This window comes from Streptomyces sp. NPDC058751 (assembly GCF_042746485.1).
Lineage (GTDB): Bacteria > Actinomycetota > Actinomycetes > Streptomycetales > Streptomycetaceae > Streptomyces.
Window position 1 is genome coordinate 13,325 of the sequence record NZ_JBHYPZ010000058.1, and the last position, 24,399, is coordinate 37,723.

Sequence of the window (24,399 nt, forward strand, 5' to 3'; positions counted from 1 at the left end):
TGACGCGCTCCGCAGGGAGTTACGGCATTCCCGGTCCGATGGTGTGTGCCGGGGTTTGAGAGACATTTCAGGCGTCGCGCGCAACTGCGGCCCACGCCTTCGCTGTCCGGCACCGGCCGGGCCCGTCAGGGCCGAAGAGCGAGAGGGCGGGGCAAGTCGTGGGACGGAGCAAGGACGGCACAGGGATCGCACTCGTCACGGGGCGGTGCTGGCGGGGGTGAGTGCCTGCGGCGGAGACGGCTGCGACAAGGCGGGCGGGGACGCAAAGGCTTCGGGCAACCCGAGTGCGAGCGCCTCTCCGTCACCGATGAAACCCGCGGGCCCGCCGATGCCGCTGGAAACGATCACCCCGCGGACGGGAACCACGGTCGGCGTGGCGATGCCGGTCTCGGTGGTCTTCACGAACCCGGTGGCGGCGAAGGAACGGGCCGCGGTGGAAAAGCACATGAAGGTGTCCCGGAACGGCACGCCGGCGATCAACGCGGGCAGTGCCCATCCGACTTGACACCCTCCCCCTCTTGCCGACCGTTTCAGAATGACGCTGTCCAGCGCCTCGCCGCCGCCTTGCGCGCCCGTGCACCCGAACGGCTTGCCGCGGTAATCCTCGAGGACCAGGGGCCGTGCGGCCCCGCCCACTGGAGAACAGCCGAGGGCGGCTGTCCGGTCAACGACGGTCGCTATTCCTTCCGCAACCCCGACAACGGTTTCGCCTGGCCGGCCGAACGTCTCGCCCGGGTCGGCAGCTCACCGGCGCGCGCCCAGGGGCCCCACCACTTGGGTGGCACGGGATCCGCCGGACCCGATGTCGGCTGATCGGGATGGAGGCCGAGCCGTCGCAGGACGTCCCCGCGAACGCGGACGACGATCGTGCCGTGCCAGTGTCCGTCGGAACGCACCCCGCACATGTGGTCGATCCGGACGTCGTACTCGGTGAAGGGGTACCAGTCGATTCCCCGGTCGCGCAGTCAAACCGCCATGAGCCGGCCGGGCCGCGGGCAGCCGGGGACGTTCTCGAAATGGAAGAGGGTCACCCAGTCGCACGTGTCCATGTCCATGGCCGTCATCATGCCGCAGCACGGGCAACTGCCGCTCGCAGGAACGGATCCCGCCAGCCCCTCGGAAGCCGTGGCGGATGGCCTGGAGCCTCCACCGGCCATGTCCGATCTGGTGAACCACCTGCGAAATTGGCTAGGTTGCCATCACTTCACCGGACATCCGCGAGGGAGCGGCAGCCATGGGCCAACGGCGGAAGACCTTTCGTGCCATCGAGATCGGCGACGGAAGCGACGGGCGATGGGCCACCCACGCACGGGCTCTGTGGCCGCTCGCGGAGAGGTGGATGACCGAGGAGAGCCGGACCTCGGAGGGCTCGGACCGCGCTCGGAGGCTGTTCGAGGAGCACATGCCGGAACTGGTCCCCGTGCTCGATCGACTCGCCGGTCAGCTCGACCGGCCCGAAGGAGAGACCTTCCTCACCTTCGCGGCCTTGCGGCCGTTCTTCTCGGGCTGCACCCAGACGGGTGGAGACGGCACTCTGCTGCGCAACTACGACTTCAGCCCCGACGACTGTGAGGGCACCATCGTCTCCTCCCACTTCCTGCGGCCGGTGATCGGGATGCAGGACGCCGCCTGGGGTTTGCTGGACGGGATGAACGACGCGGGGCTCGCGGTCTCACTCACCTTCGGCGGGCGATTCGTCCACGGCCCGGGCTTCGCCGTCCTCATCGTCCTGCGCTACCTGTTGGAGACGTGCACCACCGTCGACGAGGCGGTCGGCAAGCTGAAGTCCATACCGATCGCGATCCCGCAGAACGTCACCCTTGTCGATCCCGAACAGGCACGGACGGTGTTCGTGGGGCCGGACATCCCACTGACCGAGGCACCGGACGCCTGTGCCGCCAACCATCAGCACATGCCGGTGCCTGACGAGCAGGAGCAGTTCTCCAGGACCCAGGAGCGGCTGAGCGCCGTCCGCGCCACCGGCACGGACGTGGCGGCGATGCTGAAGCCGCCGCTGTACCAATACGCGTATGACGAGGGCCTGGGAACCGTCTACACCGCCCGTTACCGGCCCTCCGAAGGCCGTGTGACCTACTACTGGCCGGGCGAGTCCTGGGAACAGTCCTTCGGCGACTTCGCTCCGGGCTCCCGCACCATGACCATCGGCCAGGCCGGCTGAAGGCCCCTGCCGCCGTTCGGCCGCCCGTCCATCGACGGGCGGCCGAACGGCAGACCGGAGCGTCAGCACGCCTCGCAACGCCATGAACTGCGGGAAGAGGATGCGAAGCAGCTCCTCGTCCGCGCCCGCCGAACCACTCGTGAAAAGCGGCGCGGACGGCCCGCGGTCGAAGCGCGCCTACGCCGACAGCGTCCACACCGCGTACGCCAGCGCGTCCGCGTTCCGGTCCAGCGCCGTGTCGTTGATGTTCGACGACGTGTCGCACGAGGAGTGGTAGCAGGCGTCGAACGCCTTGCCCGCGGTGCCGCCCCACTTGGCGGCCTGGGCGGACGTCTTGATGTAGTCGGCACCGCTGAACAGGCCGCCGACGGGAATGCCCACGTTCTTGAAGGGCGCGTGGTCCGAGCGTCCGTCGCCCTCGGTCTCGATCTCCGTGGAGACGCCGATCCCGGTGAAGTACGTCTTGAAGGTCTTCTCGATGGTCGGGTCGTCGTCGTAGACGAAGTACCCCGGGTTCGGCGAGCCGATCATGTCGAAGTTCAGGTAGCCGCTGATCTTCGCGCGGTTCGCGGTGGTGAGGCTGTTGACGTAGTAGCGCGAGCCCACCATGCCCAGTTCCTCCGCGCCCCACCAGGCGAACCGGAGGTGCTTCGTGGGCTGGTAGTTGGACCGGGCCACGGCGAGTGCCGCCTCCAGCACGGCCGCCGAACCGGAGCCGTTGTCGTTGATGCCGGCGCCCGTGGTCACGCTGTCCAGGTGGGAGCCGGCCATGACGACCTGGCTCGTGTTGCCGCCGGGCCAGTCGGCGATCAGGTTGTAGCCGGTGCGGCCGCCGGAGGTGAACTGCTGGACGGTCGTGGTGAACCCGGCCGCGTCCAGCTTGGCCTTGACGTAGTCGAGGGACGCCTTGTAACCGGTGCGGCCGTGCGCGCGGTTGCCGCCGTTGGCGGTGGCGATGGACTGGAGCTGGGCGAGGTGGGCCTTGACGTTGGCCACGGGGAGGTCGGGCGCCGCGGCGGCCACCGCCTCGGGGGCGGGGGCCGCCCCGGCTATGGAACCACCGGTGAGCAGCGCGGCGACCGTGACGACAGCGGTCGCCGAAGCACGCCCGGGAATGGAGAGCTTCATGTGGGGGGACTCCGAATTCCAGGGAATCCGGCGGAGTTCCCACGAGGGGAGCGCGGGGTGTCCGGGGATTCCAGGGTGAATGGGGTGCCTGGATGGTGAAGGTGATACTGACGTGCCGTCAAGAGCGGTATCCAGTCACCCGCGTTCGCATAGCGGATACCTCTTCGGGCGACGACGCCCGCGGGCGCCCCCGCGCGCCGTCGCCGTTTCGTACGGCCGCCGAATGACCGTTCCCGGCCCTCCCGGGATACCGGGAGGACGAAGCCGCCGACACACCCGATCGGCCTGTCCTTTGTTCGTGCAACCGCCCGCCCGCTCCTCGCGTCCGTCGATACGATCACCACACGCGGGCGGGTGCTCGTGAGCGAGGGGGCGGGGGATGAACGACGGCAACACCGTTGTGCGCGGAAGGACTTGGCCAGGTCGGATCGTCGCGTCGGTCGCGACGGCGGCCGCGCTGCTCGGCGGCTGCACTTCCGCGGACGACGACAAGGCGGCCGGGCCGAGCGCTTCGGCGCCTTCCAGATCCGCCACGGCCGCGCCCGGCTCCCCCACGGCCGCCCCGTCCGCGTCCCCCTCGGGCGGTGACGCGTTCTCGGCGCTGTTCCGGGCGGATCCCGCCAAGGTGCCCAGGAAGAAGAGCCGTGGTGAGGCGCTGGCGGCGGCCGTCGCGCTCGAGCCGCACGAGTGGGGCGCGAATTTCCGGGCGCAGCGGCCGGCCGCGAGCACCCAGGGCACCTTCGCCGTGCTGGACGAGCAGTGCCGGTGGGAGCGGCGGACGCTGCCCCGGGGCGTCCTTGCCTCCCTGTCCCGCTACAGCGAGATTCCCGCCGCCGGCAAGAAGGGCGAGCTCAAGGTGAGCGCGGCGGTCACCGTGCACACCACTGTGCGCGGCGCCGACGAGCGGCTGGCCTCCACCCTGGAGGAGCCGTTGCGCTGCCGGCAGCAGCAGGTCCGTACCGACGAGCGGATCACCGGACTCATGTCGGCTGCCACTCCCTACGGCCAGGGCAGCAACACCTACGCCGACGACCAGGTCATGGAAATGGGCAAGTACCTCACCGGGAACAGCGAGCAGACCTACCGCTGGTACGTCACCCGGATCGGCACGGTGACCCTGGCGGTGTCGATCAAGGGCGCCAAGGGCTATTCGGACGACGAGTTGAACAACTACGCGTCGCACGCCAACGTCACGATGCTCGACCGCGTGAAGTTCGAGCTCGGAGGAGACAGCTGATGGAGCCGCTGCGTTCGTCGGATCCCGCGCGTGTCGCGGACCATCGCCTGCTGCGCCGGCTCGGCGCCGGAGGCATGGGCGTGGTGTACCTGGCGCGCACGCCGGGCGGCGCGCTGGTGGCGCTGAAGGTGCTCCTCGCCGAGTACGCCGAGGAGCCGGGCTTCAAGGAGCGGTTCCGCCGCGAGGTCGAGGTCGCCCGGCGGGTCGACAGCCCGTGGGTGGTACCGCTGGTGGACGCCGATCCGGACGCCGAGGCGCCGTGGCTGGCGACGGCGTTCGTGCCCGGACCGTCGCTGGCCGAGGCCGTGACGGCGTACGGGCCGCTGCCCGAGCACGGTCTGCGGCTGCTCGGCGCCCGGCTGGCCGAGGCGCTGGGAGAGGTGCACCGGGCCGGGCTGGTGCACCGGGACCTGAAGCCGGGCAATGTGCTGATCGCCCATGACGGGCCGCGGCTCATCGACTTCGGTATCGCCCGCGCGCCGGAGGACCACACGCTCACGGCGACCGGGATGGTGGTCGGCACCCCCGGCTATCTGTCTCCCGAGCAGGCCGAGGGGCGGGGCGGGGACGGTATCGGCCCGGCGAGCGACGTGTTCTCCCTCGGCTGTGTCCTGGCGTTCGCGGCGACCGGCCGGGCGCCGTTCGGCGGCGGAGCGGTCGACGCCCTGCTGTACCGGGCCGTCCACGACCCGGCGGACCTGGAAGGGGTGCCCGCGGGGCTGCTCGATGTGCTGGGCCGCTGTCTGGAGAAGGATCCCGCCCGGCGTCCGGACGCCGACGAGCTGGTGCGGGAGCTGACGGCCGACGGCGCGGCCCGGGGCGAGGGGTCGTCCGAGGACGAGGAAGCGTCCGGGGCCGTACCGCGGGACGAAGGGGTGTCCGAGGCGGCTCCGCGGGACGCGGGGGCGTCCGGGTGGCTGCCCGAGCCGGTCACCCGGCTGATCGCCGAGCGCTCGGCCGCCGCGCTCGCTCTGCCGGACATCGAGCACACGTTGGCGCCGTCCGACACGCCGTCCGCCGCCCGCCCGGCGGAGCCCGACACGCGGGAGACGTCCGCCCCGGCGGAGCCCCGGGACTCCCGTCCGGCCGGCCGGCGTCGTTTCCTGCTGCTCGCCGGCGGGGCCGCGGCGCTGGCGGCGGGCGGGACCTGGTGGGCGGCCGCACGCGACGACGGCCCGGGGGGCAAGACCCCCGCCGCCGCGTCCTCGCGACGGCCGGTGCACACCGTCGCTCTGCACGGCGACCTCAGCGGCCCGCAGCGGGCGACGGGCCGGGCCCAGGAACGCGGACTGCGGCTCGCGGTCGCGGAGTTCAACGCGCGCGACGACGCCCCGTTCACCGTGAAGGTCAAGGCCGTCGACGACAAGGGTGATCCGGCCGCCTCCGCCCGGGTCGCCGCGGAACTCACCGACGATCCGGCGGTCCTCGCCGTGGTCGGCCCGACCACCGACGAGACCGGGCAGGCGGCGCTCGCGACGTACGACGCCGGGCTGCTGCCGGTCGTCGGCGTGTCCCCCGGCACGACCGCCCTGTCCGTCCAGGGGTTCCGCTCGTTCCTGCAGGCACGGTTGCCCGACGCGGTGCTGCCCGTCTACGTGAGCGCCTACCTGCGCGGTGCCGCGCGATCGCGCAAGATCGGCATCGTCGTCGACCGTCCGGCCGGCGTCTACGGAACGAATCTGGGCAGTTCCCTGAGCAACGCGCTCAACAGCATCCCGTACCCGTCCGTGCCGGAGGTGGTCAGCGCGATGCGCCGTGACTTCGGCGGCGCGGTGGACTCGGTCCTCTCCGCCGGCGCCGACTCCGTGTTCTTCGCCGGTCTGCCCGACCGGGGAGCACTGATCGCCGCGGCGCTGCGGGAACGCGCCTTCCGGGGGGCGCGGGTGTCAGGCCCCGCGCTGCTGGACGAGCGGTTCCTGGCACAGGCCCAGGAAGGGGCCGAGGGCTGGGTGATGGTGGCCCCGGTCATCGACGCGACCCGCAAACCCGAGGCGCGGAAGTTCGCCGCCGCCTACCGCGAGCGCTTCAAGGAGGCGCCGCCCCGGTACGCGGCGGAGGCCTACGACGTGACCGGCATGCTGCTCAAGGCCCTGGCCGGGCTGCCGTCGAAGAGCCGCACCCGGCAGAACCTCCTCACGGCCGTACGGGACGGGAAGTACGAGGGCATCACCAAGACGTTCGCCTTCGAGAAGACCGGCATGATCGTCATCGACAGCACCGGCGGCTTCCTCTGGCGGGTGGACCAGGGCCGCTTCGTGTACGACGGCCCCGCGCCGATCACCGCCTGATGGAGCCGCTGCGGGCCGGCGACCCGTCCCGGATCGACCGCTACCGTCTGCTGCGGAGGCTGGGCGCCGGCGGCATGGGCGTGGTCTTCCTGGCCCGCGCGCCGGGCGGGGCGATCGCCGCGGTGAAGACGGTCAGGGCCTCGTACGCCGACGAGAGCGGGTTCCGGGCCCGCTTCCGCCGGGAGGTCGAGACCGCCCGACAGGTCGACAGCCCCTGGGTGGTGCCGCTCCTGGACGCGGACGCCGACGCGGAGACGCCGTGGCTGGCGACCTCGTACGTGCCGGGGCCCTCGCTCGCCGAGGCGGTGGAGGCCTTCGGACCGCTGTCGCCCGCTTCCGTACGGGTGCTGGGCGCGCGGCTCGCCGAGGCGCTCGAGGCGGTGCACGGGGCCGGTCTCGTGCACCGGGACGTGAAGCCGGGGAACGTCCTGCTGGCCCCGGACGGGCCACGGCTCATCGACTTCGGCATCGCCCGCGCCCCGGAGGGCACCGCGCTCACCTCCAGCGGTGTGGTCGTCGGCTCGCCCGGCTTCCTGTCGCCCGAGCAGGCGCGGGCGCGGAGCGGCGAGATCGGCCCGCCCAGCGACGTGTTCTCGCTGGGGTGCGTACTGGCGTTCGCCGCGACCGGGGTGCGGCCGTTCGGCGGCGGCGCGGCGGCGGGGGTGCTGCTGCGCACGATCTACGAGGAGCCCGATCCGGCAGCGCTCCCGGACGGTCTGGCACCCCTGCTGAGAGCCTGCCTGCACAAGGATCCGGCCGACCGACCGGGCCTCGCGCGGCTCCGTGCGACGCTCGGGGGGACAACGGCCGACGAGTCCGCCGGACCGTCCGACTGGCTGCCCGCGCCGGTCACCCGGCTGATCAACGACAGGTCCGCCGCCGTGCTCGCCATCGGCTCGATCGAGCCGACCCAGGTGCCCGCCTCCCCACCGTCGGACACGGCGGACACGGCGTCACCGGAGGCCGCGACGCTGACGGCCCTCACCGCCACCCGTCCCACCGCGCGCGCGATCGGCCGCCGCGGCTTCCTGCGCCTCGGCTCGACGGCGGGACTCCTCGCGGCGGGAGGCGGCGGTGCCTGGTGGTGGAGCACCCGGGCGAAGCCGGGAACGTCCGCGCCGCCGGGGACCGGCCGTCCGCACCCCGAACTGGTCGTGGGGTTCCACGGTGATCTGACCGGCACCCACAAGGAGACCGGGAAGGCCCAGCTCGACGGGGCCCGGCTGGCCGTCGAACGGATCAACGCGCGGAAGGACCACCCTTTCCGGCTCAAGCTGCGGGAGCACGACGACGGCGGCGACACCGAGCGGGCCGGCGAGGTGGCCGCCCGGCTGACGAAGGACGCGAAGGTGCTCGCCGTGCTGGGCCCCACGACCGACGCCTGCTTCACCGCCACGGAGAAGACGTACACCGAGGCGGTGATGCCCGTCGTGTCCGTCTCGGTGGGCGTCAGCACACAGAACTCCACGTCCGGCACGAGCGTCTTCCACTGCCATGCGGCGCTGCGCGTCACGTACGATCTCCTCTCCACCCCCTGCATCCGCTACCTCGGCAACCACGTCGACGCCCGTCGTGTGCTCCTCGTGGACGACCGGGCGCAGGGGGACTTCGCCTGGTCCCTGTGCGACCTGGCCGAGAAAGGACTGCGGCGCAGCGGCCGGGACGTCACGGTGACCCATGTGCCGGCCGGGAGGATCGACTACGCGTCACTCGCCGCCGAGGTGAGGTCCGCCCGCGCGGACGCGGTCGTCTTCACCGGCGACGCGGCCCGGACCGCCGGATTCGCGTCGGCGCTGACCGCCGCCGGGTTCACCGGTACCCGGATGGCCACGGAACGCGCCTTCGACCCACGGTTCATCACGTCGGCCGGTGCCGCCGCGAAGGGCTGGGTCTTCGTCACCTCCTTCACCGACCCGACGGCCCGTGCCTCCACCCGCGCGTTCACGGCGGCCTACCGCGCCCGCTTCCGGGCCGACCCCGGCTGGTACGCGGCGGAGGCCTACGACGCCGTGATGTTCCTGGCCCGGGCCTGTGACAAGGACGGCGCCGCGCTGACGGAACGGGGCGCGATCGTCCGCCGGATGCCCGAGATCACGTATTCCGGCATCACCCGCACGGTCGAGTACGAGTCGGGGTACGGCTACGACCACGACGCGATGTTCGAGTTCCAGGTCGTCGACGGCACGTTCCGGTACCTGGGGCAGTACCGGGAGGCCGCGGTGTCGTGAAGCGGGGCGGCCGCCGCGTGCCGTGACCGGGTGCGGACCGGCCGGTCGCGTCCGCCGGGCGCTCGGCGGGCTTCAGAGGGGGAGGGTCGCGGCCACGGTCGTACCGTCGTGCGCCCGGGACGTGATGCGGAACGTTCCGCCGAGGGCCTCGGCCCTGCGGCGCATCGAGTCCAGGCCGACACCGGCGGGGGAACCCCCGGCTCCACGTCCGTCGTCGACGACGGTGACGTGGAGCGAGTCCTTCGCGGCCCGCGCCGTGACCCGGATGTGCCGTGCCCCCGCGTGGCGGACGGCGTTGGTGACGGCCTCCGCCACGATGCGGTACACCGCGACCTCCACGTCGGCCGGCAGCGACGGCAGGTCGTCCATCGTGACGCTCACGGGAATCGTGTACGCCACCGAGCGGGCGTGCCTGCGCTATGGAGCCGGAACGTGGGCCTCCCAGGGGGCGTCGGGTTCACTACCGGCGCGTGACCGGCGCGCGAGGGGAGGCCACCCCCTCCCCTGCCGGGGTGTGGCCTCCCGTTTCCTGCTCCCGCTCGGCGCCGGTGAGGCGCGCGGGCGGACGAGGCGTCTCGTCAGTTCACGGCGATCGTCGTGTCGGACCGGGACGCGTCGTGGTCCGTGTTGACTCCTGCCGAGACCCGGTAGGAGGCGGTGGCCCGCAGGACGTCGCCGTCGGAGACCCTGGTGGCGTCCAGAGCCGCGAAGTCGACGCGGACCGGCTCTCGGCGCACGGTCGCGGAGGGCTGGAGCTGGCGCGGCACCGTCCGGGTCTGGACCACCTGGTTGGTGGTGAGGTTGGTGACCGTGACGACGAGCCGGTCCTGTCCCGCGAAGCTGTTGAGGGAGGCACCGATCTCGATGTCGGCGATGACGTCGTACTGCCGTCCGATGGTCAGGGTGTCGGCCGTGAACAAGGTCTGGTCGTCGGCGAAGTAGAGCTGCTTGAGACTCGCGTCCCAGGGTCCGGACATGACGGGTGTTCCTTCCGCATGGTGGGTTTCTCGGTTCCGGGGTTCCCGGCCGAGGCATGTCCACTGTCGGCCGCCCGGGACGCCCGCCGCATGAGACGGCGGTCCCGGCCGGGCCGGGCGGGGTGCCCTGGTGAGGGGGCGGATCACCGGACGGACGGCGGGCGGCAGGCGGCGGGCGGAGGGGAAACCGCCGGCCACCGGTACGTGGTGGCCGAAGAGGCGTTCTCGGTGTTCGCCCGCGTTCTCAGTGTTCGCCGATCGAGGGGCCGCCGAGGCCGGCGTCCCGTGCCTTGGCCACGGTGGCGGCGCGGTTGTCCGTACCGAGTTTGTTCATGATGGCGGCCACGTGGTTGCGGACCGTCTTCTCGGACAGGAACAGCCTCCGGGCGATCTCGTCGTTGGTGTGCCCCTGGGCGACGAGTTCGAGGAGTTCCCTTTCCCGGCCGGTGAGTTCGGGGAAGACCTGCGCCACGTAGTCGCGTCTGGCCTGGGTGAAGAACGCGCTGATGCGCTGCGCCGTGGCCTCGCCGTAGACGGCGCTGCCGGAGGCGACGGCGAGGACGGCGCGTACGATCTCGGTCCGGTCTGCGCCCTTGAGGAGATAGCCCCGTGCGCCGGCGCGCATGGCGCCGATGAGCGCCTGGTCGTCGTCGTGCATGGTCAGAACCAGTACGCCGAGATCCTGGTGACGGGACGTCAGTTCACGGATGGCCTCGGTGCCGTCGAGGTTGGGCATGGCCAGGTCGGTCAGTACGACGTCGGGGCGGGTGTCGTCCACGACGCTCAGGAGCTGTTGTCCGTCGGCCGCTTCCCCGACGACGGTGATGTTCTCCTGGCCGTGCAGGGCGGCCTTGAGGCCGAAACGGAACAAGGGGTGGTCGTCGGCGATGACGACGGTGACGGCGGGGTCGGCTGTCACGGTTCCTCCAGCGGCAGTGTGGCGGTGACGGTCGTCCCGCTGTCCGTTCCGGTGAGGGTGAAGCCGCCGCCCAGGGCGTGGGCCCGGCGCCGCATCGAGGCGACACCGATGCCGACGGGGTGTTCGGCGGGGGTGCCGATCCCGTCGTCCGCGACGGTGATCCGCAGGTGCCGGTCCGCGGTGGTGAGGGCGACGACGACGTGGCGGGCCCGCGCGTGCCGGGCGGCGTTGGTCAGGGCTTCGGTGAGGATGCGGTAGGCGGCGCTCTCCACCGCGGGCGGCAGCGGTGGCAGCGGGTCGATACGGACGTCGACGTCCAGGGCCGGGGCGAGGGACAGGGCGTGGCGGCGGGCCGCTTCGGCGAGGCCGAACCGGTCGAGGGCCAGGGGCCGCAGGCCGTCGATGATGCGGCGGATCTCCGCGACCGCGCCGACGACTTCCTCACGGATGCGTTCCAGGAGGGTGGTGACCGTGGCGGTGTCGTCCGCGGCGAGTCCGTCCACGGCGGCTTGCAGCCCCAGGCCGATCCCGGCGAGGGAGGGCCCGAGGCCGTCGTGGAGGTCCGTGCGCAGCCGGTCGCGCTCGGCGCGGGTGGCCTCCACGACCCGGTCGCGTTCGGCCGCGACCGCCTCGCCGAGTTCGAGCGCTCTGACGATCACGGCGAGTTGCTGTGCCAGGGCCGCCAACAGGCGTTTGTCGTCACGGCCGTACGGTTCACCGGGAGTGCGTTCGGCCACCGTCAGCATGCCGAGCGCGCGTCCCGCCAGGCGGAGTTCGACGCGATGGGAGGGACCGGGCGGTGCGGCGGGGACGACGAGTGCCTTGCCCTCCGGGTCGGTCACACCGGCCGCGGGGGCACGGACGGCGCTTTTGACCGCCTCCAGCGCAGCGGGCAGCAGGGCGTGCTCCCCCACGTCCGCCATCTGGTCCCCGAGCTGGATCAAGGCCCGCAGAGGGTCGCGGCGGCCGCCGTAGATCCACCAGTCCACAGCCCGTTGCAGCCGCTCGCGGGCGGGGTTCAGTCCGATCGCCACCACCGCGGCGGCGAGTACGCCGGGCAGGACGCCGCTCGGCCACACCGCTCCCACTCCCGCGCTGGCCAGCAGGTAGACACCCGCGACCACGGCCGTCAGCGTTCCGTACACCAGCGTCCGGCGCAGCGCGATCTCCACGCCCAGCATCCGGTAGCGCACCACGCCGACGGCCACCGCGACGGGAAGCAGCACGCCGAGCAGGGTGTGGATCAGGCGGGGTGCCAGGAACAGGGCTGTCAGCAGCGCGGCCAGGACGCTCGTCATCCACGCCAACTGCTGCCGCTGCGGGGGCCGGGACCGTACCAGGCGCACCAGGGTGTGGCCGGTGATGACCAGCGCGCACACCACGATGACCAGCAGGCAGACGCCGTTGACGAGCGCGAGCGTGGCGGGAGGCAGGGGCAGTGGCGGGGTGCCGCCGGGAACGACGTCGTCGTAGGCCTGGGCGTCGAAGGGGGCGGCCAGGGTCAGCACGGCGATGGCCGCGGCGGCCGCGGTGACGGGCCGGCGCAACCAGCGCGCGGAGAGCCGGCCCTCGGGATAGAGCGCCAGGACGACGGTGGGCAGACAGAACAGGATCGGGTAGTGGGCGCCGCCGGCCGCTGCGGCGACGGCGGAGGCCGCGGGCCAGTGGTGTCCGCCCAGCACGGCGCCGGCTCCGTAGGCGGCGAGACCCGTCTGCCAGGATCCGCTCGCGCCCAGTCCGAGGAACAGCCAGCCCAGCGGGTTGCCCGGCCGCAGCCGGACCAGGACGGCTCCCGTCGCGGCCCAGGACACCAGGACGGTGCCGAGCAGCAGGAGGTGGAACGGGCTCTCCCCGGGCGGCACGCCCCGGGCGACGTGCGTGGCCATCCAGCCGGCGAACGCCACGGCGAGCACGCTCGACGCCACCACCGACCACACCGCTGCGCGCACAGCCACCACCTCATTCTGCGCTGCCGGCCATCGCACGTGCCGGGTACTCCGGTGCTTTGCGCTCCCGCGTTCTCGCAGGTGTCCGCCCCGGCACGCCCATCCGCCGCAAGCCGTCCCGGGTGCCTCCCGTGCCACGCGGCACCCCGTCCGGCCGGGCGTCCGCCGCCACCGTGCCCTGCCGGGGCGGGTCGGCGCATGGGGCGGGTGTCCCGCTGCCGCCGGGCGCCGCGCACGGAAGGCCGGGCCGCGTCGGGCCGCACGGCGCCCTGGACACGGGCCCGGCGCCCGGCGCGACCGGGGCGGGGAACTCAGGCACCCGGCCCGACGGGCGCGCCACCGTAGTGGCATCCACCGGCTCCCGCCGGGAACGATCCCCTCCGCTCCCCATTCCAGGAGTGCCCCATGTCCACCTCAGTGCGCCTGCTGACCGCCTCCGGCCTCATCGCCCTCGTCCTGTGGGGAGTGACCGCCTGCGACGACGAGTCGGCCGGGCCTCCGTCCCTGCCCATGCCGGTCCTGTGCACGCCGGACGACGCCGACGACTGCCCCGGCGCGCACCGCGGCCCCGTCCCGGAACCGGCCCCGCGCGACAGCTCCGCCCCTCCGACCACGCCCCCGCCCCGCAGCGGTTGCGCCTACTGGGGAGAGATCGGCTGTCCCGACACCCCCATCTACGTTCCGCCGCCCGACCTCAGCCCCTGGTCGTAGCCGCAGACCGGCGGCCACGGCCGGAGCCTGCCGGCAACGCCCCGTCGGCGCCCTCAGGGGGAGCATGTGTCTCGCGCGCATCTCCCTCACGCCGCTTCCGGCGTCACGCGTTCAACGGCCACACTGAAAACTCATTGAGCCTTTTCCAACCTCACGTTGATGCGTGATGAAGGACGAGGACGGCCTTCACGAAGTCGGTGATGCGGTTCGTGCGCTTGAGGCGGCGCCCCCGAAAAGGCACCCGGACCGGATCGGTGAGGACTTGGATGTTCATGCCGTGACGTTTTTGTTTGCCGGAGTAGTACGGGGTGTCCGCGGCGATGTCCCCCGGCCTTCGGCCGGGAGGTGCCCCCAGTCGGTCGGCAGCAGGGTGCCGTCGAGGATGACGAACGCTTTCTCCTGGATCGTCGTCATCGCCTCGGCCAGGGACGGAGCGAGGGCAGCCAGGACGTCGACGACTTCGCGTATGCAGCGGAACACGGTCGCGATCCCGATGCCGAACCCGGCAGCGAGTTGAGCGTAGGTGTCCCCGCACCGCAGGTGAGCCAGCACGAGGAGGGCCTGACGCCCGACTGGCAGGCGCCGCCACCGCGTCCCGATCTCCGCCTGCCTGGACGACAGTTGTCCGGCCAGGAACCGAAGGGTTCGGCTCGACAGATCGATCGAGGACGAGCAGACAAGCACGTGAAGCTCCTGGCGAACATGGGTGATCTTGGTCGAGAACCCGTCCACCAGGAGCTTCGCCGTTGCGCAGGGGTGTCCGACTCGCGTTCAGCACCGCCAGGTCGGAAAAGGCTCACTGTCGGCGTAATGCCTTTGCGCATCGGCAGCGGCGGCCACGGCCAGACCTCGTCCCTGCCGGTCGTCGCGGACCATGTACGGGATCTTGAGAGCACGAGCAGCCCATGGCAGGCTCATGCCGCATGATCGACGAATTCGCGAAAGACAACCTGCACGGGAGACTGCGGCGGGACCGCAAGGCGCTGCTCTGGAAACTCGACGGCTTGTCCGAATACGACGCCCGCCGGCCTTTGACGGCGACCGGGACCAACCTCCTCGGCCTGGTCAAACACGTGGCCACCGTCGAGGCCAGGTACTTCGGCGAGGTCTTCGACCGCCCTTCCCCGGAACCGCTGCCCCGGTGGCAGGACCACGACGGCAGCGATCTGTGGGCGACCGAGGACGAGACCCGCGATCAGGTCGTCGGGTTCTACCGGCGCACGTGGGAACACTCGGACGCGACGATCGACGAGCTTCCCCTCGACGCCCCCGGCCACGTGCCGTGGTGGTCGGAGCCTCGTCCCAACACGAACCTGTTCGCCGTCATGGTCCATGTCCTCGGCGAGTCCATCCGGCATGCCGGGCACGCCGACATCCTGCGCGAGGGCCTCGACGGCCGGACCGGGGTGCGCGCCGAACACGAGGAGCAGATCGACGAGGAAGCCCGTGCGGCCTACCGCGCGAAGATCGAGCAGGCCGCCAGGTCGGCCGCACCGATCAAGGCTTAGGAGCCTACGGCGCTTGTCGAAGTCGTAGCCCCGGTCGGCGAACAACCGCCGCGGCCGGTGACGGTTGCCACCGGTCAGGGTGATGGCGAGGGGTACGGCTACGACCAGGCTTTCCATCAGGTGCTCCAACTCCCGCAGCTGACGGTCTGGAAAATAGGGTGCGGTCGGCTGAACTGGGGTGATAGGCAAGCGATGTGACAGAGAGTCTTGAGTATTCCGCCCTGCTGCAACTGATCGACGAGCGGTCGGCCGCGTTCCGGAGTGCGGTCGCCGCCGCGCCCGGCCTTGACGCGCCGGTGCCGTCCTGCCCCGAGTGGACGTTGTTCGATCTGGTGCAGCACCTGGGTACGGGCCAGCGCTGGTGGGCCGCGATCGTCGCCGCGGGCCCGGCCGAGGCTCCGCCGGCCAAGGATGCCGCGGAGGTGCCGCACGAGCTCGAGGCGCTGCTGGCCTGGTACGCCGAGTCGAACGAACTGCTGCTGAGTGCGCTGCGCGAGGCCGGCCCGGAGCGCGAGTGCTGGACGTGGTGGGGCGCCGGCGTGTCGCCAGCGAATGCCTGGGGCGTCGCCAGGCGCCGGGTGCACGAGGTGCTGGTGCACACCTACGACGCCCAGCTCGCCGCAGGCGCCGTGCAGCCGATGCCGGCGGACGTCGCGATCGACGGCGTGGCCGAGTTCCTCGACACCTGCAACTCCACCCCGGCGGCCTGGCCGCACGAGGCCGCCACCATCCACTACCACGCCGCCGAGGGCCGCTCCTGGCTCCTCACGCTGGACGGCACCGGCGCCTGGCCCGCACCCCTCACCGCCGACGCCGCGCCCGCCTCCGCTTCGGCCGCGGGCACGGCCGAGCAACTGCTCCTCTTCGTCTGGGGCCGCTTCACGCTGAGCGACCTGAAGATCGAGGGCGACCAGCAGGTGTTCGAGCAGCTGATCGCCTGGGAGCCCGAGGAGTAGCCGGTCGATGCCGCCGGCGGACGGTCTCGATGACGTCCGCGTCGGTGAACATCGCGAACGGCTCCGCCTCCGCTCCGCACGGCGGACGGCCGGTACGGCCCCGCACGGCTCGGGCCCGAGCGCCTCGCGGTGGAGGACGTCGGCGGCCTGCTCGCCGGCTGGAGGACCCGAGGCGGACCACGTGCCCTCGTCCTCAGCCGGTTGGGCGGGCGGTCCCGGGAGTGCGGCAGAAGCGGCGGTCGCGGGCCGCCGTCAGGGTACGCGGGCCGGCGGCGCGGAGGACGACGTCCAGGGCCAGGTCGGGGTCGGCGGCGTAGGTGTTGCTGAACCACGCCATGTTCGCCTCGACCACCGCCCATTGGTCGGCGGCGCCGTGCTCGGGTGGGGTCAGGAGTCCGACGTCCACCACCACCGCGCTGGGCAGGCCGTCGCCGCAGGCGGCCAGGAAGTCCTTCGCGAACGCCAGGACGGCGTCCTCGTGACGGTGGCCGTCCAGGGGCCGGGCGTCGAGACGGCCGAAGGTGGCGTACTGCGAACCCGTGCGGACCTCACCCTCCAGGACGTAGAGGCGGAACTCCGTCGCCCAGGTCACCACGTCGCTGATCTGCACCGGGACGTCCGGCGGCAGCTCGGGCCCCGTCGGGAGCCGGCCACCGTCGGCGTAGACGGCGGCCGGGAAGCTCTTGTCGGTCGGCGGCTTGACGAAGGCCGGTCGGGTCAGGCGACGGGCCTCGCCCAGGGTCGCCATGGCGATGTGCCGTCCGGTGTACGCGGGGGAAACGGTGACCAGCCAGTCGTCGGAGGGCTCCAGGAGCGCGAGTTCGAGTTCGTCCACGACGCCTGCCGCGAAGGCGGGGCCGCCGTAGTAATGGCCGCCGCGCCTCCCCGCGGCGGTGCCCGCGCCGCCCTGGGCGGGGAGGACTTCGACGTCCATGCCCCGCCGACGTGCCGACGTCGAGAGCAGTTCGGAGGTCGTGGTGTACTGCGGCGCCAACGCCAGGAAACCGTGCTTCGTCACGATCGACGACCATGCCATCGGTCCGGTCGGGCAGTCCACCGGATTCGGGCCCGCACCCCGGGTCGACCGGACGGGGAGGACCCTCGCGGGCCGGTCCCGCAAAGACCAATGGGCAATTCTTTCAATAGAATTGGCAACTATGTGAAACAGTGGCGCTCGTTTCCCTGAAAGCGCATGCTGGAAACAGCGCACCCGAGCCGCATGGACATACACCTACGAGCCTACGATTGGGGTATACCCATGGCCGCGAACAGGCTCTCGCTCTTTTCCAACAATTTCCCGGACTTCTTCATCGTCGATCGCGACGGCCTCGCCGACATCGCCAAGATCGAGACTGACGAGGACCGCGCCGACGCCACCTTCGAGTGGGACGGACCGAGTCTGAACTTCGGGACGACGGGCCGGCTGCTGCGCGCCGCGCCGCCGCTGGGCTTCTGTCTGCGGATCGCGACGTTCGACGATTTCCGCATACACAGCAAGTTCTTCACGGGCATCATCGACCCCGCAGTCGCCGCCGAAGTGCGCGAGGACTCGACCTTCGCCCTCGAAAGGGCGGAAATCGATCCGAACCAGGTCTCGTTCCGGTCGGTGAAATTCCCCGATCGGTTCATCCGGCACCGGGACTTCCAGCTCTTCGCCGAGCCGGTGAACACCCCCGACGAGCTCCAGTCCGCGTGCTTCAGGATCCACTCGCCCCTCGCCCCGGTCCAGTAGGGGTCAGGCGGGTACGGAGTCGTCGACGAGGCGGACCCGGAAGCGGCCGCGCGACGGAGCGGCCGGAAGGCGCCCTGCGCCCAGGTCCGTCAGGAGCGCGGTCGGGTCCGTGCGCAGCTCCACGGTGCAGGGCGCGCCGTCGAGCCTCGCGCGGAGCAGGCCGAGGTCGAGGTGGACGACGTCCGCCAGCCAGGGCACGGACGGCCTGGTCTCCAGCAGGTGGTCCGCGAACGCGAACGCCTCCTCGGAGGCGAAGAGGAGCGGTGGGCGCGAGAGCGCGTAACCGTGCAGCAGCTCGGCCGTTCCGCCCGGTCCCAGTGTCAGGAACAGCAACCGCATCGTGTACCGGAGGGTGCCGGTCAGCGCGCTGCCCCTGAACTCGGTGACGAGGTCCCGGAGCAGGCCGATCGCCGGGTCGGCGGCCAGCTCCCGGGCCAGCCGCGTGCCGGGGTCGCGGCCGACGGCCAGGCTGCCGAGGGCGAGCTCCCAGTCCCGGGGGGAGACAGCCGTGCCTCCCGGGGCGGCGCGCGGCGCGCCCACGGGACGCGGCGGCGGTGACAGCGGCGGAAGCGGGGCCTGCCGGGGCCACATCTCCCCCACCCGCAGGAGCAGTTCACGGACGGCGCCGCCGGGCAGGTCCGGCGCGGCCGAGGGCGTCACCTCGAACAGGACGGCGCGGAGGGCCGGCAGCCGCGGCAGGACCTGCTCGGCGAGAGCGAGCAGGTCGTCGTCGGGGAGCCCGGAATGGGAGTCCAGCCAGTACCCGCGGTACGCGGAGCCGGCCGCCAGGTGCACCTCCCACACCCGGTCGAGGGGCAGGCCGGCCAGCAGGTCCTCCACGCTGCCGCGGCCGTTGCGCTCGTTGGCCAGGACGTTGTGCAGGTCCAGGAGCAGCCCGCAGCCGCTCCGCTCGGCGACCTGCCGGACGTACGCGCCGTCGGACAGGTCGCCGGGCCGCGGCCGGAGGTAGTTCGTGCCGATCTCCACGGCGAGGGGCACCGGGAGCGCGTCGGCCATGGTGCGTACCGAACGGGCGGCGGTCCGGGCGCCCGCCTCCGTCGGGCAGGGCGGCAGCATGAAGCCGGTGTGGAACCGGCCGGTACGGTCCGCCACCCGGTTGAAGGCGAGGTGCTCGCTGACCCACGGCGCGTGCAGCCTCCCGGCCAGCTCGCCGAAGAGCGCCGTGTGCCGCGGGTCGGGAGGGCAGCACCCTCCGACCGGATTCCCGACCCCGTGCAGCAGCCGCGCTCCGGGGAGGTCCGAGAGCCTTCCCAGCGCGTGCTCGTCGACCGTGATCCCGCCGTCGCCGCGGACCCGCCACATGCTCTGCGGTTCGATCTCGACGACGTCGAGCAGGTCGGCGACCTCGTCGAGGACGCGGTCGAGACCGGGTACGTACGTGAGCCCGGCTCCCAGTCTCGTCATGACGCGCCGGGGATCAGCGGGTCAGCGGGGCGACGACCGCCGGCTGGACCTGGCCTTCCGGATCCACCACGAAGTCGCGGGCGATGGTGATGCGGAGGTCCCGCCCCGAGTGGCACGTGGGGCATCCCAGCTGCGTCATCACGTCCTTGATCACACCCTGCATCTTGTCCAGGTCGTTGGCCACGGAGATCGGCACCGTGACGTTGACCGCCGCCAGCCACGGGTCCGGCAAAGGTCCGGCCATGGGGTTGTTGGACATGGGAGTCTCCCTTTCGGTCGAGGCGCGAGCGGCGGTCCGCGAGGCCCGGACGGCCGCTCCGCATCATGCAGGCACGCCACGACGCCTCACGAGGAGGCGCGCAGGAGCACCCGGGTGAGGGCGACCCGGGGCCCGCCCCGACGTGGTCCGGACGGCCGGGGCCCGCCCCGACGTGCTCCGGACGGTGCGGCCGTTCGGGGACCGGACGACGATCGCGACCCGATCCGCGCTCTAGGAGATTCCGCCGGGGGTGGCGGTGAGGACGCGGCCCCGGATCCTGGGTTCGGCGCCGGCCGCCATGTCCGCCCACGACAGGAACACGCTGCCGGGCGAGCCGTTGCCGAACACTGCCGCGGCACTGAGGTGGAAGCGGTTTCCGTCGGTGCCGGAGCTGGCCGCGACCTTCGGTCCGATCTCCAGCTCGGTGTCCGAGCAGAGCTGGGCCATAACGGTGGGAACGGTCACGGTGGTGTCCGCGCTCTTCTCCACCCAGGCCAGCACGAACTGCCCGCCCGGGAGGGCCGTCAGCGCCGGAGAGGTGCGGTTGAAGTGCTCCGGTGAGCCCGCGGAGGCTTTGAGGACGACGCCGTCCGCCGCCGGGTCGATGACGGCGGCCGAGACCGTGCTCTGGAGGACTCCGAGGTCGCTGTTGACCGTCCGTCTGATGTGCGCGGCGACGAAGCGCCCGTTGTCGAGGCCCGTCAGCGCGCCGCGCCCCGTGAAGCCCACGATGTTGGGGCGCTTCTCGCCGGTCCGGGGGGTTCCGTCGAATCCGAAGACGCGGTAGACGAGCCCGCCGCCGCCCACCGGTTGGCCGTTCGTCCAGGCGACGACGTAGTCCCCGTCGCTCAGGAGCGTCACGGACGCATCGGTGTGGAAGGCCGCGGTGGTGTTCACGGCGATCTCCGGGCCCGCCTTCTGTCCTTCGGGTGTGAAGCGCTGCGCGCGTACGCGCTGTTCCATCGAGGCGCCCGTCCAGGTGACCAGGCAGCCGCCGTCGATCATCCGCGTGACCGTGGGCGGGAACCGCGAATCGATGTCGTCGGTGCTGACCTGGACGGGCGGCCCGGCGGGCTGCCCGCCGGCGAACCGGCGCAGCACCACCGCGGGAGTCGGCGGGGGCAGGTTGAAGGGTTGCTCGATCCATGCCGCGAAGGTGGCCGTCCCCACGGAGTCCAGGAAGGGCCACTGGCGGTTCGTGTTGCCGCCGGGCGGGGTCGCCACGCTGGCGAGGAACTCCGTACCGACCTTCGTGCCGGCGGAGTCGAGCCGCTGTCCCTTGATGCCGGCGTCGGCGTCGTCCGCCCAGAGTGCGGTGAACTGGGCACTGGTGTTCAGCGCGTCGGCGCACGGCTGCAACTGGCCTCCTGCGAGGGATGTGGTCACGACGAAGTCACCCATGATCGTCCTCCAGTGGTTCTGATGGGCATGGTGGGGCTGATGGCCAGGACGCCTCCGGCGGGGCGGGGCCGGTGTCGTCCGTCAACCGCCTGCGAGGTCGAGGACCGAGACGGTGCCGTCGGCGCCGTCGGCCACGTACACGCGCTCGCTGTGCGGCTCGTAGTCCACGCCCGCCACCGCCGCGGACCCGACGGGGACGGTGGCGGTGACGCTGTGGGATGCGGCGTCGATGATCCTCAGCGTGCCGTCCGCACGGCTGACGCAGGCGTCGCCCCGAGGGTCCAGCGCCACGGCGATCGGGGGTGCGAGGACGTCGACGTCGTGGACGCCGCCGGTGGTCGCATCGATCACGGACGCCGTGTGGGAGCCGGAGTTCGCGACGTACACACGGCCCCTCTCATGGTCGATCGCGATGCCGGTGGGCCGCTGCCCCACGGGGATGGTCACGGGGAACCCGCCGGGCTCGGGGGCGAGCACCGAGACGGTGGCGCCGCCGCCGTCGGCGACGTACGCGCCGAACTGCGGGTCGATCGCCACGCTTTGCGGAGCGCTTCCGACCTGGATGGTCTCCTTGACGGTGTCGGTCGCGGAATCGATCACCGACACGGTGTCGTCACCGCTGTTGGTGACGAATACCCGGTCGTTGCCATCGGCGGCGAGCCCGACCGGCCTCGCCCCCACCGGGATGACGCCCACGACGTGCACGGCCTGGGCGCTGGATGTGTCACTCATCGCACGACTCACGTCCGTTGTGGGGTCTGGACGATTCGGCCGTGTCGGGAGCGCGTACGCGAAGGTCCCGGCGGCATCGAATGCCCTGGAGTCCGCACCACGAGTCGATCCCCATTATCCCGACAGTCGTCGATCACGGCATCCCGGGGACTCCGGGCGTCACCCCGCGGAGGAACACGTCGTGCGAGGAACACGTCGTGCACGGTCGTCTCCGCGCCGCCCGTGAACGGCTCGTCGGTGGGCGGGTACACCTCCGCACCGCCGGCGGCCACGCCGGTGCGCGCCCCTGCGCCGGACGCCTCGGCCGTCGCGGGGAGTCAGGGCTGTCCAGGGCCGGGCTCCAAGTAGGTCGGGGGCCCTTCGAGACGTGCCGGACAGCCGATTCCGGAAGCCTGGGCGAAAACCCCTTGCCCAATGGTCAAGAAACGTTGACCATTGTTGGCATGGCTACCGATGATCTTCCCGAGACCTTCCACGTCACCACTGAGGACCAACTGCGCGCCGTCTCCAATCTCACGCGTCACCGGATCATGGCCGTGCTCCGCTTCGAGCCCGCGACGATCACGCAGATCGCCGAGCGAGTGGGCCTCGCGAAGGGGAGTTCCAGCTACCACGTACGACTGCTGGAGCGGACCGGTCTGGTGAAGGTGGTGCGGACGCGGAAGGTGCGGGGGGTCACCGAGCGGTACTACGCGATGGCCGCGCGATCGATCGTGCTGCCGGATCCGGGCGAGGGAGGGCCGGATGTGCTGATGCGGCATGCGGTGGCGGATCTGGAGGCGTCGCCCGCGGACGGCGAACGGCACGTGCGGATGGCGCATCTGCGGCTCACCGAGGAGCAGTTCGCGGAGCTGGGGGCACGGCTGGAGGCTCTGGCGGACGAGTACCGGGAGCTGTCCGATCCGTCGCTGCCGGACGCGTCACTCGTCTTCGCCCTGTTCCACCCGGCATCGCGCGCGCGGACCGAAGGGGACTCCAAGTGACCTCGGATGTCCGGAAGTTGCCGACCGGGTTCGGACGGCTGTGGACCGCGCAGACGGTGTCCTCGCTCGGTGACGGGGTGACTCATGCCGCGCTGCCGCTGCTCGCGCTGACGTTGACGCGGGATCCTTCGGCGCTCGCCGTCGTCACGGCCGCCGGAACGCTGCCGTGGTTGCTCTTCGGGGTTCTCGGCGGTGTGCTGGTGGACCGCTGGGACCGCCGACGCACGATGTGGGTCACGGACGCGGCGCGTGCGGTGCTGCTCGCGATACCCGCGGCGGCGGCCGCGCTCGACGTCCTGAGCATTCCGCTGCTCGCGGCCGTCGCCTTCCTGCTCGGACTCGGCGGACTCTTCTTCGACACGGCCGCCACGGCCTGTCTACCGGATCTGCTCGGCCGCGACCCCGCGCTCCTGGAGCGCGCCAACTCCCGCCTGCGCGGCGCCCAGACCGCCATGTCCGGCTTCGCGGGGCCGCCCGCGGGCAGTGCCCTGCTCGCGCTCGGGCGGGCATTTCCGCTGCTCGCCGACGCGGTGTCGTTCGCGCTCTCCGCACTGCTCGTACGGTCGCTGCCTGCCACGCCCCCGCCCGTGCCGCGGGCCCGTGAGTCGCTGCTGCGGCAGGCGCGGGCCGGTGCCTCGTACGTGTTCCGGGATCAGTTGCTGCTCGGGCTCGCGCTGCGTCCGGCGGTCGGGAACATCGCCTTCCTCGCCGTGGAGACCGTCCTCGCCCTCTTCGCGCACGACCGCCTCGGCATCGACACCCACGGCTTCGGCCTGCTCCTCACGGCGGAGGCCACCGGCGGTCTGCTCGGCGCGGGCATCGCCTCCTTCCTCGGCCGACGGCTCGGCACCGGCACCGCACTGACCTGCACGGCCGCGGTCGAGGGGGTCGCCGTCCTGGGCCTGGCCGCCGCCCCGAACCCGTACGTCGCCGGCCTCGCGCTCGCCGTCTGCGGAGCGGGCATGGGCGCCACGATGGTGCTCGGCCCCTCCCTCCGACAGGCGATCGTCCCCGCCCACCTGATGGGCCGGGTCGCCTCCACCTCCCGCATGCTCGCCATGTGCGCCGCCCCGTTCGGCGCCTTCCTCGGCGGCTGGCTGGCCACCGCCTACGACGTACGCACCCCGCTCTACGCCGCCGCCGGCCTCCTCCTCGCCATGACCGCCGTCACGTCGACCATGACCAGCAACCGCCGGGTCGAGGCGGCGTTGCGTGCCGCCGCCCCGACCGACGACCCGGATCACCCGGAGTACCGGGATCCCGTCCAGGAGGGTGTCGTCTAAGGCTCCACGAGGTGCGACGGACGACCCGGCGGGCCGAGTCCGCCGCTGGAATCGGGGAACCGTCCGCCGCGCGGTCAGGACAGCTCGTGCACGACCAGTCGCGACTGCCGTCCCGCGAACGTGCTTCGCAGGTGCCGGGCTTCACGGTTCCGGGCAGCGAAGACTCCGCGCTTGTCCACGTGGACGACCAGGACGTCGTAGCTGTCGATGACATCCGAGATGCCTCGTGTCTGGATGGTGTCCCGCCAGGCTTCCACGTTCCGGCCGAACCACTTCGGCAGCCCGCAGGGCTCGGCGAGGGCGTCCCAGAAGTCATCGAGCGTCTCGATCGGTCGACCCCGCAGGTCCACCACCAACTCCGTTCTCGTCTCTTTCGCCATGGCAGCAGAGTAGCCACCCCTCGACCCGCCCGATACGGCTCAAAGGGAGTCCCTGGCCGTTCCGTTGGGGGCGGTCCAGGGCGTACCGCCGCTTGTCGGTTCCCGGATGTCCGGCGTCCTTCGCTGT

22 protein-coding genes and 3 pseudogenes are annotated in these 24,399 nt (G+C 72.0%); 11 read left to right on the forward strand and 14 right to left on the reverse strand.

What is annotated here, in order from left to right:
* Positions 1-158: 158 nt before the first annotated feature.
* A pseudogene (locus tag ACFW6B_RS36665) lies at positions 159-457 on the forward strand (Ig-like domain-containing protein); the annotation flags it as partial.
* An 882-nt stretch (positions 458-1,339) separates the two neighbouring features.
* On the forward strand, positions 1,340-2,179 hold the full coding sequence (locus tag ACFW6B_RS36670; RefSeq protein ID WP_386603346.1) for a C45 family autoproteolytic acyltransferase/hydolase: 840 nt from the start codon (positions 1,340-1,342) through the stop codon (positions 2,177-2,179).
* Between the two features lie 177 nt (positions 2,180-2,356).
* On the opposite strand, the gene ACFW6B_RS36675 is transcribed toward ACFW6B_RS36670, so the two are convergent.
* Entirely contained in the window at positions 2,357-3,307 is a 951-nt protein-coding gene (locus ACFW6B_RS36675) for a M28 family metallopeptidase (protein ID WP_386603348.1), read from the reverse strand.
* Between the two features lie 379 nt (positions 3,308-3,686).
* Here ACFW6B_RS36675 and ACFW6B_RS36680 point away from each other — a divergent pair, with 379 nt between their 5' ends.
* From ACFW6B_RS36680 to ACFW6B_RS36690, 3 genes are read left to right on the forward strand one after another with little or no spacing between them, the layout of a single operon-like run.
* Positions 3,687-4,544 carry a hypothetical protein gene (locus ACFW6B_RS36680; RefSeq protein ID WP_386603350.1) on the forward strand — a complete coding sequence of 286 codons (858 nt, stop codon included), beginning with the start codon at positions 3,687-3,689 and terminating at the stop codon, positions 4,542-4,544.
* Positions 4,544-6,832 carry a bifunctional serine/threonine-protein kinase/ABC transporter substrate-binding protein gene (locus ACFW6B_RS36685; protein WP_386603352.1) on the forward strand — a complete coding sequence of 763 codons (2,289 nt, stop codon included), beginning with the start codon at positions 4,544-4,546 and terminating at the stop codon, positions 6,830-6,832. Before ACFW6B_RS36680 ends, ACFW6B_RS36685 begins: the two co-directional genes overlap by 1 nt.
* Entirely contained in the window at positions 6,832-9,060 is a 2,229-nt protein-coding gene (locus ACFW6B_RS36690) for a bifunctional serine/threonine-protein kinase/ABC transporter substrate-binding protein (protein ID WP_386603354.1), read from the forward strand. Before ACFW6B_RS36685 ends, ACFW6B_RS36690 begins: the two co-directional genes overlap by 1 nt.
* Before the next feature lie 72 nt (positions 9,061-9,132).
* Here ACFW6B_RS36690 and ACFW6B_RS36695 read toward each other — a convergent pair whose 3' ends face one another.
* The 4 genes from ACFW6B_RS36695 to ACFW6B_RS36710 form a co-directional block, all read right to left on the reverse strand.
* Complete coding sequence (locus ACFW6B_RS36695; RefSeq protein ID WP_386603356.1) at positions 9,133-9,441, reverse strand: sensor histidine kinase; 309 nt, start codon at positions 9,439-9,441, stop codon at positions 9,133-9,135.
* 197 nt (positions 9,442-9,638) lie between these two features.
* Positions 9,639-10,037 (reverse strand): hypothetical protein, encoded by a 399-nt coding sequence (locus ACFW6B_RS36700; RefSeq protein WP_386603358.1) that lies wholly within the window; start codon positions 10,035-10,037, stop codon positions 9,639-9,641.
* 244 nt (positions 10,038-10,281) lie between these two features.
* Positions 10,282-10,956 carry a response regulator gene (locus ACFW6B_RS36705; RefSeq protein WP_386603360.1) on the reverse strand — a complete coding sequence of 225 codons (675 nt, stop codon included), beginning with the start codon at positions 10,954-10,956 and terminating at the stop codon, positions 10,282-10,284.
* Positions 10,953-12,911 (reverse strand): sensor histidine kinase, encoded by a 1,959-nt coding sequence (locus ACFW6B_RS36710; protein WP_386603362.1) that lies wholly within the window; start codon positions 12,909-12,911, stop codon positions 10,953-10,955. Before ACFW6B_RS36710 ends, ACFW6B_RS36705 begins: the two co-directional genes overlap by 4 nt.
* Positions 12,912-13,307: 396 nt before the next feature.
* On the opposite strand from ACFW6B_RS36710, the gene ACFW6B_RS36715 reads away from it, so the two are divergent.
* Positions 13,308-13,613 carry a hypothetical protein gene (locus ACFW6B_RS36715; protein ID WP_386603364.1) on the forward strand — a complete coding sequence of 102 codons (306 nt, stop codon included), beginning with the start codon at positions 13,308-13,310 and terminating at the stop codon, positions 13,611-13,613.
* Between the two features lie 151 nt (positions 13,614-13,764).
* On the opposite strand, the gene ACFW6B_RS36720 is transcribed toward ACFW6B_RS36715, so the two are convergent.
* On the reverse strand, positions 13,765-13,887 hold the full coding sequence (locus tag ACFW6B_RS36720) for a hypothetical protein (protein ID WP_386603420.1): 123 nt from the start codon (positions 13,885-13,887) through the stop codon (positions 13,765-13,767).
* Positions 13,861-14,297: pseudogene (locus ACFW6B_RS36725) on the reverse strand (transposase family protein); the annotation flags it as partial. The pseudogene ACFW6B_RS36725 and the gene ACFW6B_RS36720, both read right to left, overlap by 27 nt.
* 239 nt (positions 14,298-14,536) lie before the next feature.
* Between ACFW6B_RS36725 and ACFW6B_RS36730 the strand changes: the two are divergent.
* Positions 14,537-15,121, forward strand: a complete 585-nt coding sequence (locus tag ACFW6B_RS36730) for a DinB family protein (RefSeq protein ID WP_386603366.1) — start codon at positions 14,537-14,539, stop codon at positions 15,119-15,121.
* On the opposite strand, the pseudogene ACFW6B_RS36735 reads toward ACFW6B_RS36730, so the two are convergent.
* Positions 15,119-15,217: pseudogene (locus ACFW6B_RS36735) on the reverse strand (IS5/IS1182 family transposase); the annotation flags it as partial. The gene ACFW6B_RS36730 and the pseudogene ACFW6B_RS36735 overlap by 3 nt on opposite strands.
* A 98-nt stretch (positions 15,218-15,315) precedes the next feature.
* Here ACFW6B_RS36735 and ACFW6B_RS36740 point away from each other — a divergent pair.
* On the forward strand, positions 15,316-16,077 hold the full coding sequence (locus ACFW6B_RS36740; RefSeq protein WP_386603368.1) for a maleylpyruvate isomerase family mycothiol-dependent enzyme: 762 nt from the start codon (positions 15,316-15,318) through the stop codon (positions 16,075-16,077).
* Between the two features lie 193 nt (positions 16,078-16,270).
* Here the strand turns inward: ACFW6B_RS36740 and ACFW6B_RS36745 are convergent, their stop codons facing one another.
* Positions 16,271-17,113: an ATP-grasp domain-containing protein gene (locus tag ACFW6B_RS36745; RefSeq protein ID WP_386603370.1), complete on the reverse strand. Its 843-nt coding sequence runs from the start codon at positions 17,111-17,113 to the stop codon at positions 16,271-16,273.
* Positions 17,114-17,335: 222 nt separating this feature from the next.
* Between ACFW6B_RS36745 and ACFW6B_RS36750 the strand changes: the two genes are divergently transcribed.
* A complete protein-coding gene (locus tag ACFW6B_RS36750) occupies positions 17,336-17,809 on the forward strand; it encodes an AbfB domain-containing protein (RefSeq protein ID WP_386603372.1) in 474 nt (157 codons plus the stop codon).
* Positions 17,810-17,812: 3 nt separating this feature from the next.
* On the opposite strand, the gene ACFW6B_RS36755 is transcribed toward ACFW6B_RS36750, so the two are convergent.
* The 4 genes from ACFW6B_RS36755 to ACFW6B_RS36770 form a co-directional block, all read right to left on the reverse strand.
* Positions 17,813-19,234: a DUF692 family multinuclear iron-containing protein gene (locus ACFW6B_RS36755; protein WP_386603374.1), complete on the reverse strand. Its 1,422-nt coding sequence runs from the start codon at positions 19,232-19,234 to the stop codon at positions 17,813-17,815.
* Positions 19,235-19,247: 13 nt separating this feature from the next.
* Positions 19,248-19,493: a hypothetical protein gene (locus ACFW6B_RS36760; RefSeq protein ID WP_386603376.1), complete on the reverse strand. Its 246-nt coding sequence runs from the start codon at positions 19,491-19,493 to the stop codon at positions 19,248-19,250.
* 231 nt (positions 19,494-19,724) lie between these two features.
* Positions 19,725-20,894 carry a hypothetical protein gene (locus tag ACFW6B_RS36765; RefSeq protein ID WP_386603378.1) on the reverse strand — a complete coding sequence of 390 codons (1,170 nt, stop codon included), beginning with the start codon at positions 20,892-20,894 and terminating at the stop codon, positions 19,725-19,727.
* Positions 20,895-20,975: 81 nt separating this feature from the next.
* The gene (locus tag ACFW6B_RS36770; RefSeq protein ID WP_386603380.1) at positions 20,976-21,626 is read right to left on the reverse strand and encodes a YncE family protein; all 651 of its coding nucleotides are present in this window, start codon (positions 21,624-21,626) and stop codon (positions 20,976-20,978) included.
* Positions 21,627-22,069: 443 nt separating this feature from the next.
* Between ACFW6B_RS36770 and ACFW6B_RS36775 the strand changes: the two genes are divergently transcribed.
* On the forward strand, positions 22,070-22,609 hold the full coding sequence (locus ACFW6B_RS36775) for an ArsR/SmtB family transcription factor (protein ID WP_386603382.1): 540 nt from the start codon (positions 22,070-22,072) through the stop codon (positions 22,607-22,609).
* A complete protein-coding gene (locus ACFW6B_RS36780; protein ID WP_386603384.1) occupies positions 22,606-23,892 on the forward strand; it encodes an MFS transporter in 1,287 nt (428 codons plus the stop codon). Before ACFW6B_RS36775 ends, ACFW6B_RS36780 begins: the two co-directional genes overlap by 4 nt.
* A 74-nt stretch (positions 23,893-23,966) precedes the next feature.
* Here the strand turns inward: ACFW6B_RS36780 and ACFW6B_RS36785 are convergent, their stop codons facing one another.
* Complete coding sequence (locus tag ACFW6B_RS36785; protein WP_386603386.1) at positions 23,967-24,272, reverse strand: barstar family protein; 306 nt, start codon at positions 24,270-24,272, stop codon at positions 23,967-23,969.
* Positions 24,273-24,399 lie beyond the last annotated feature (127 nt).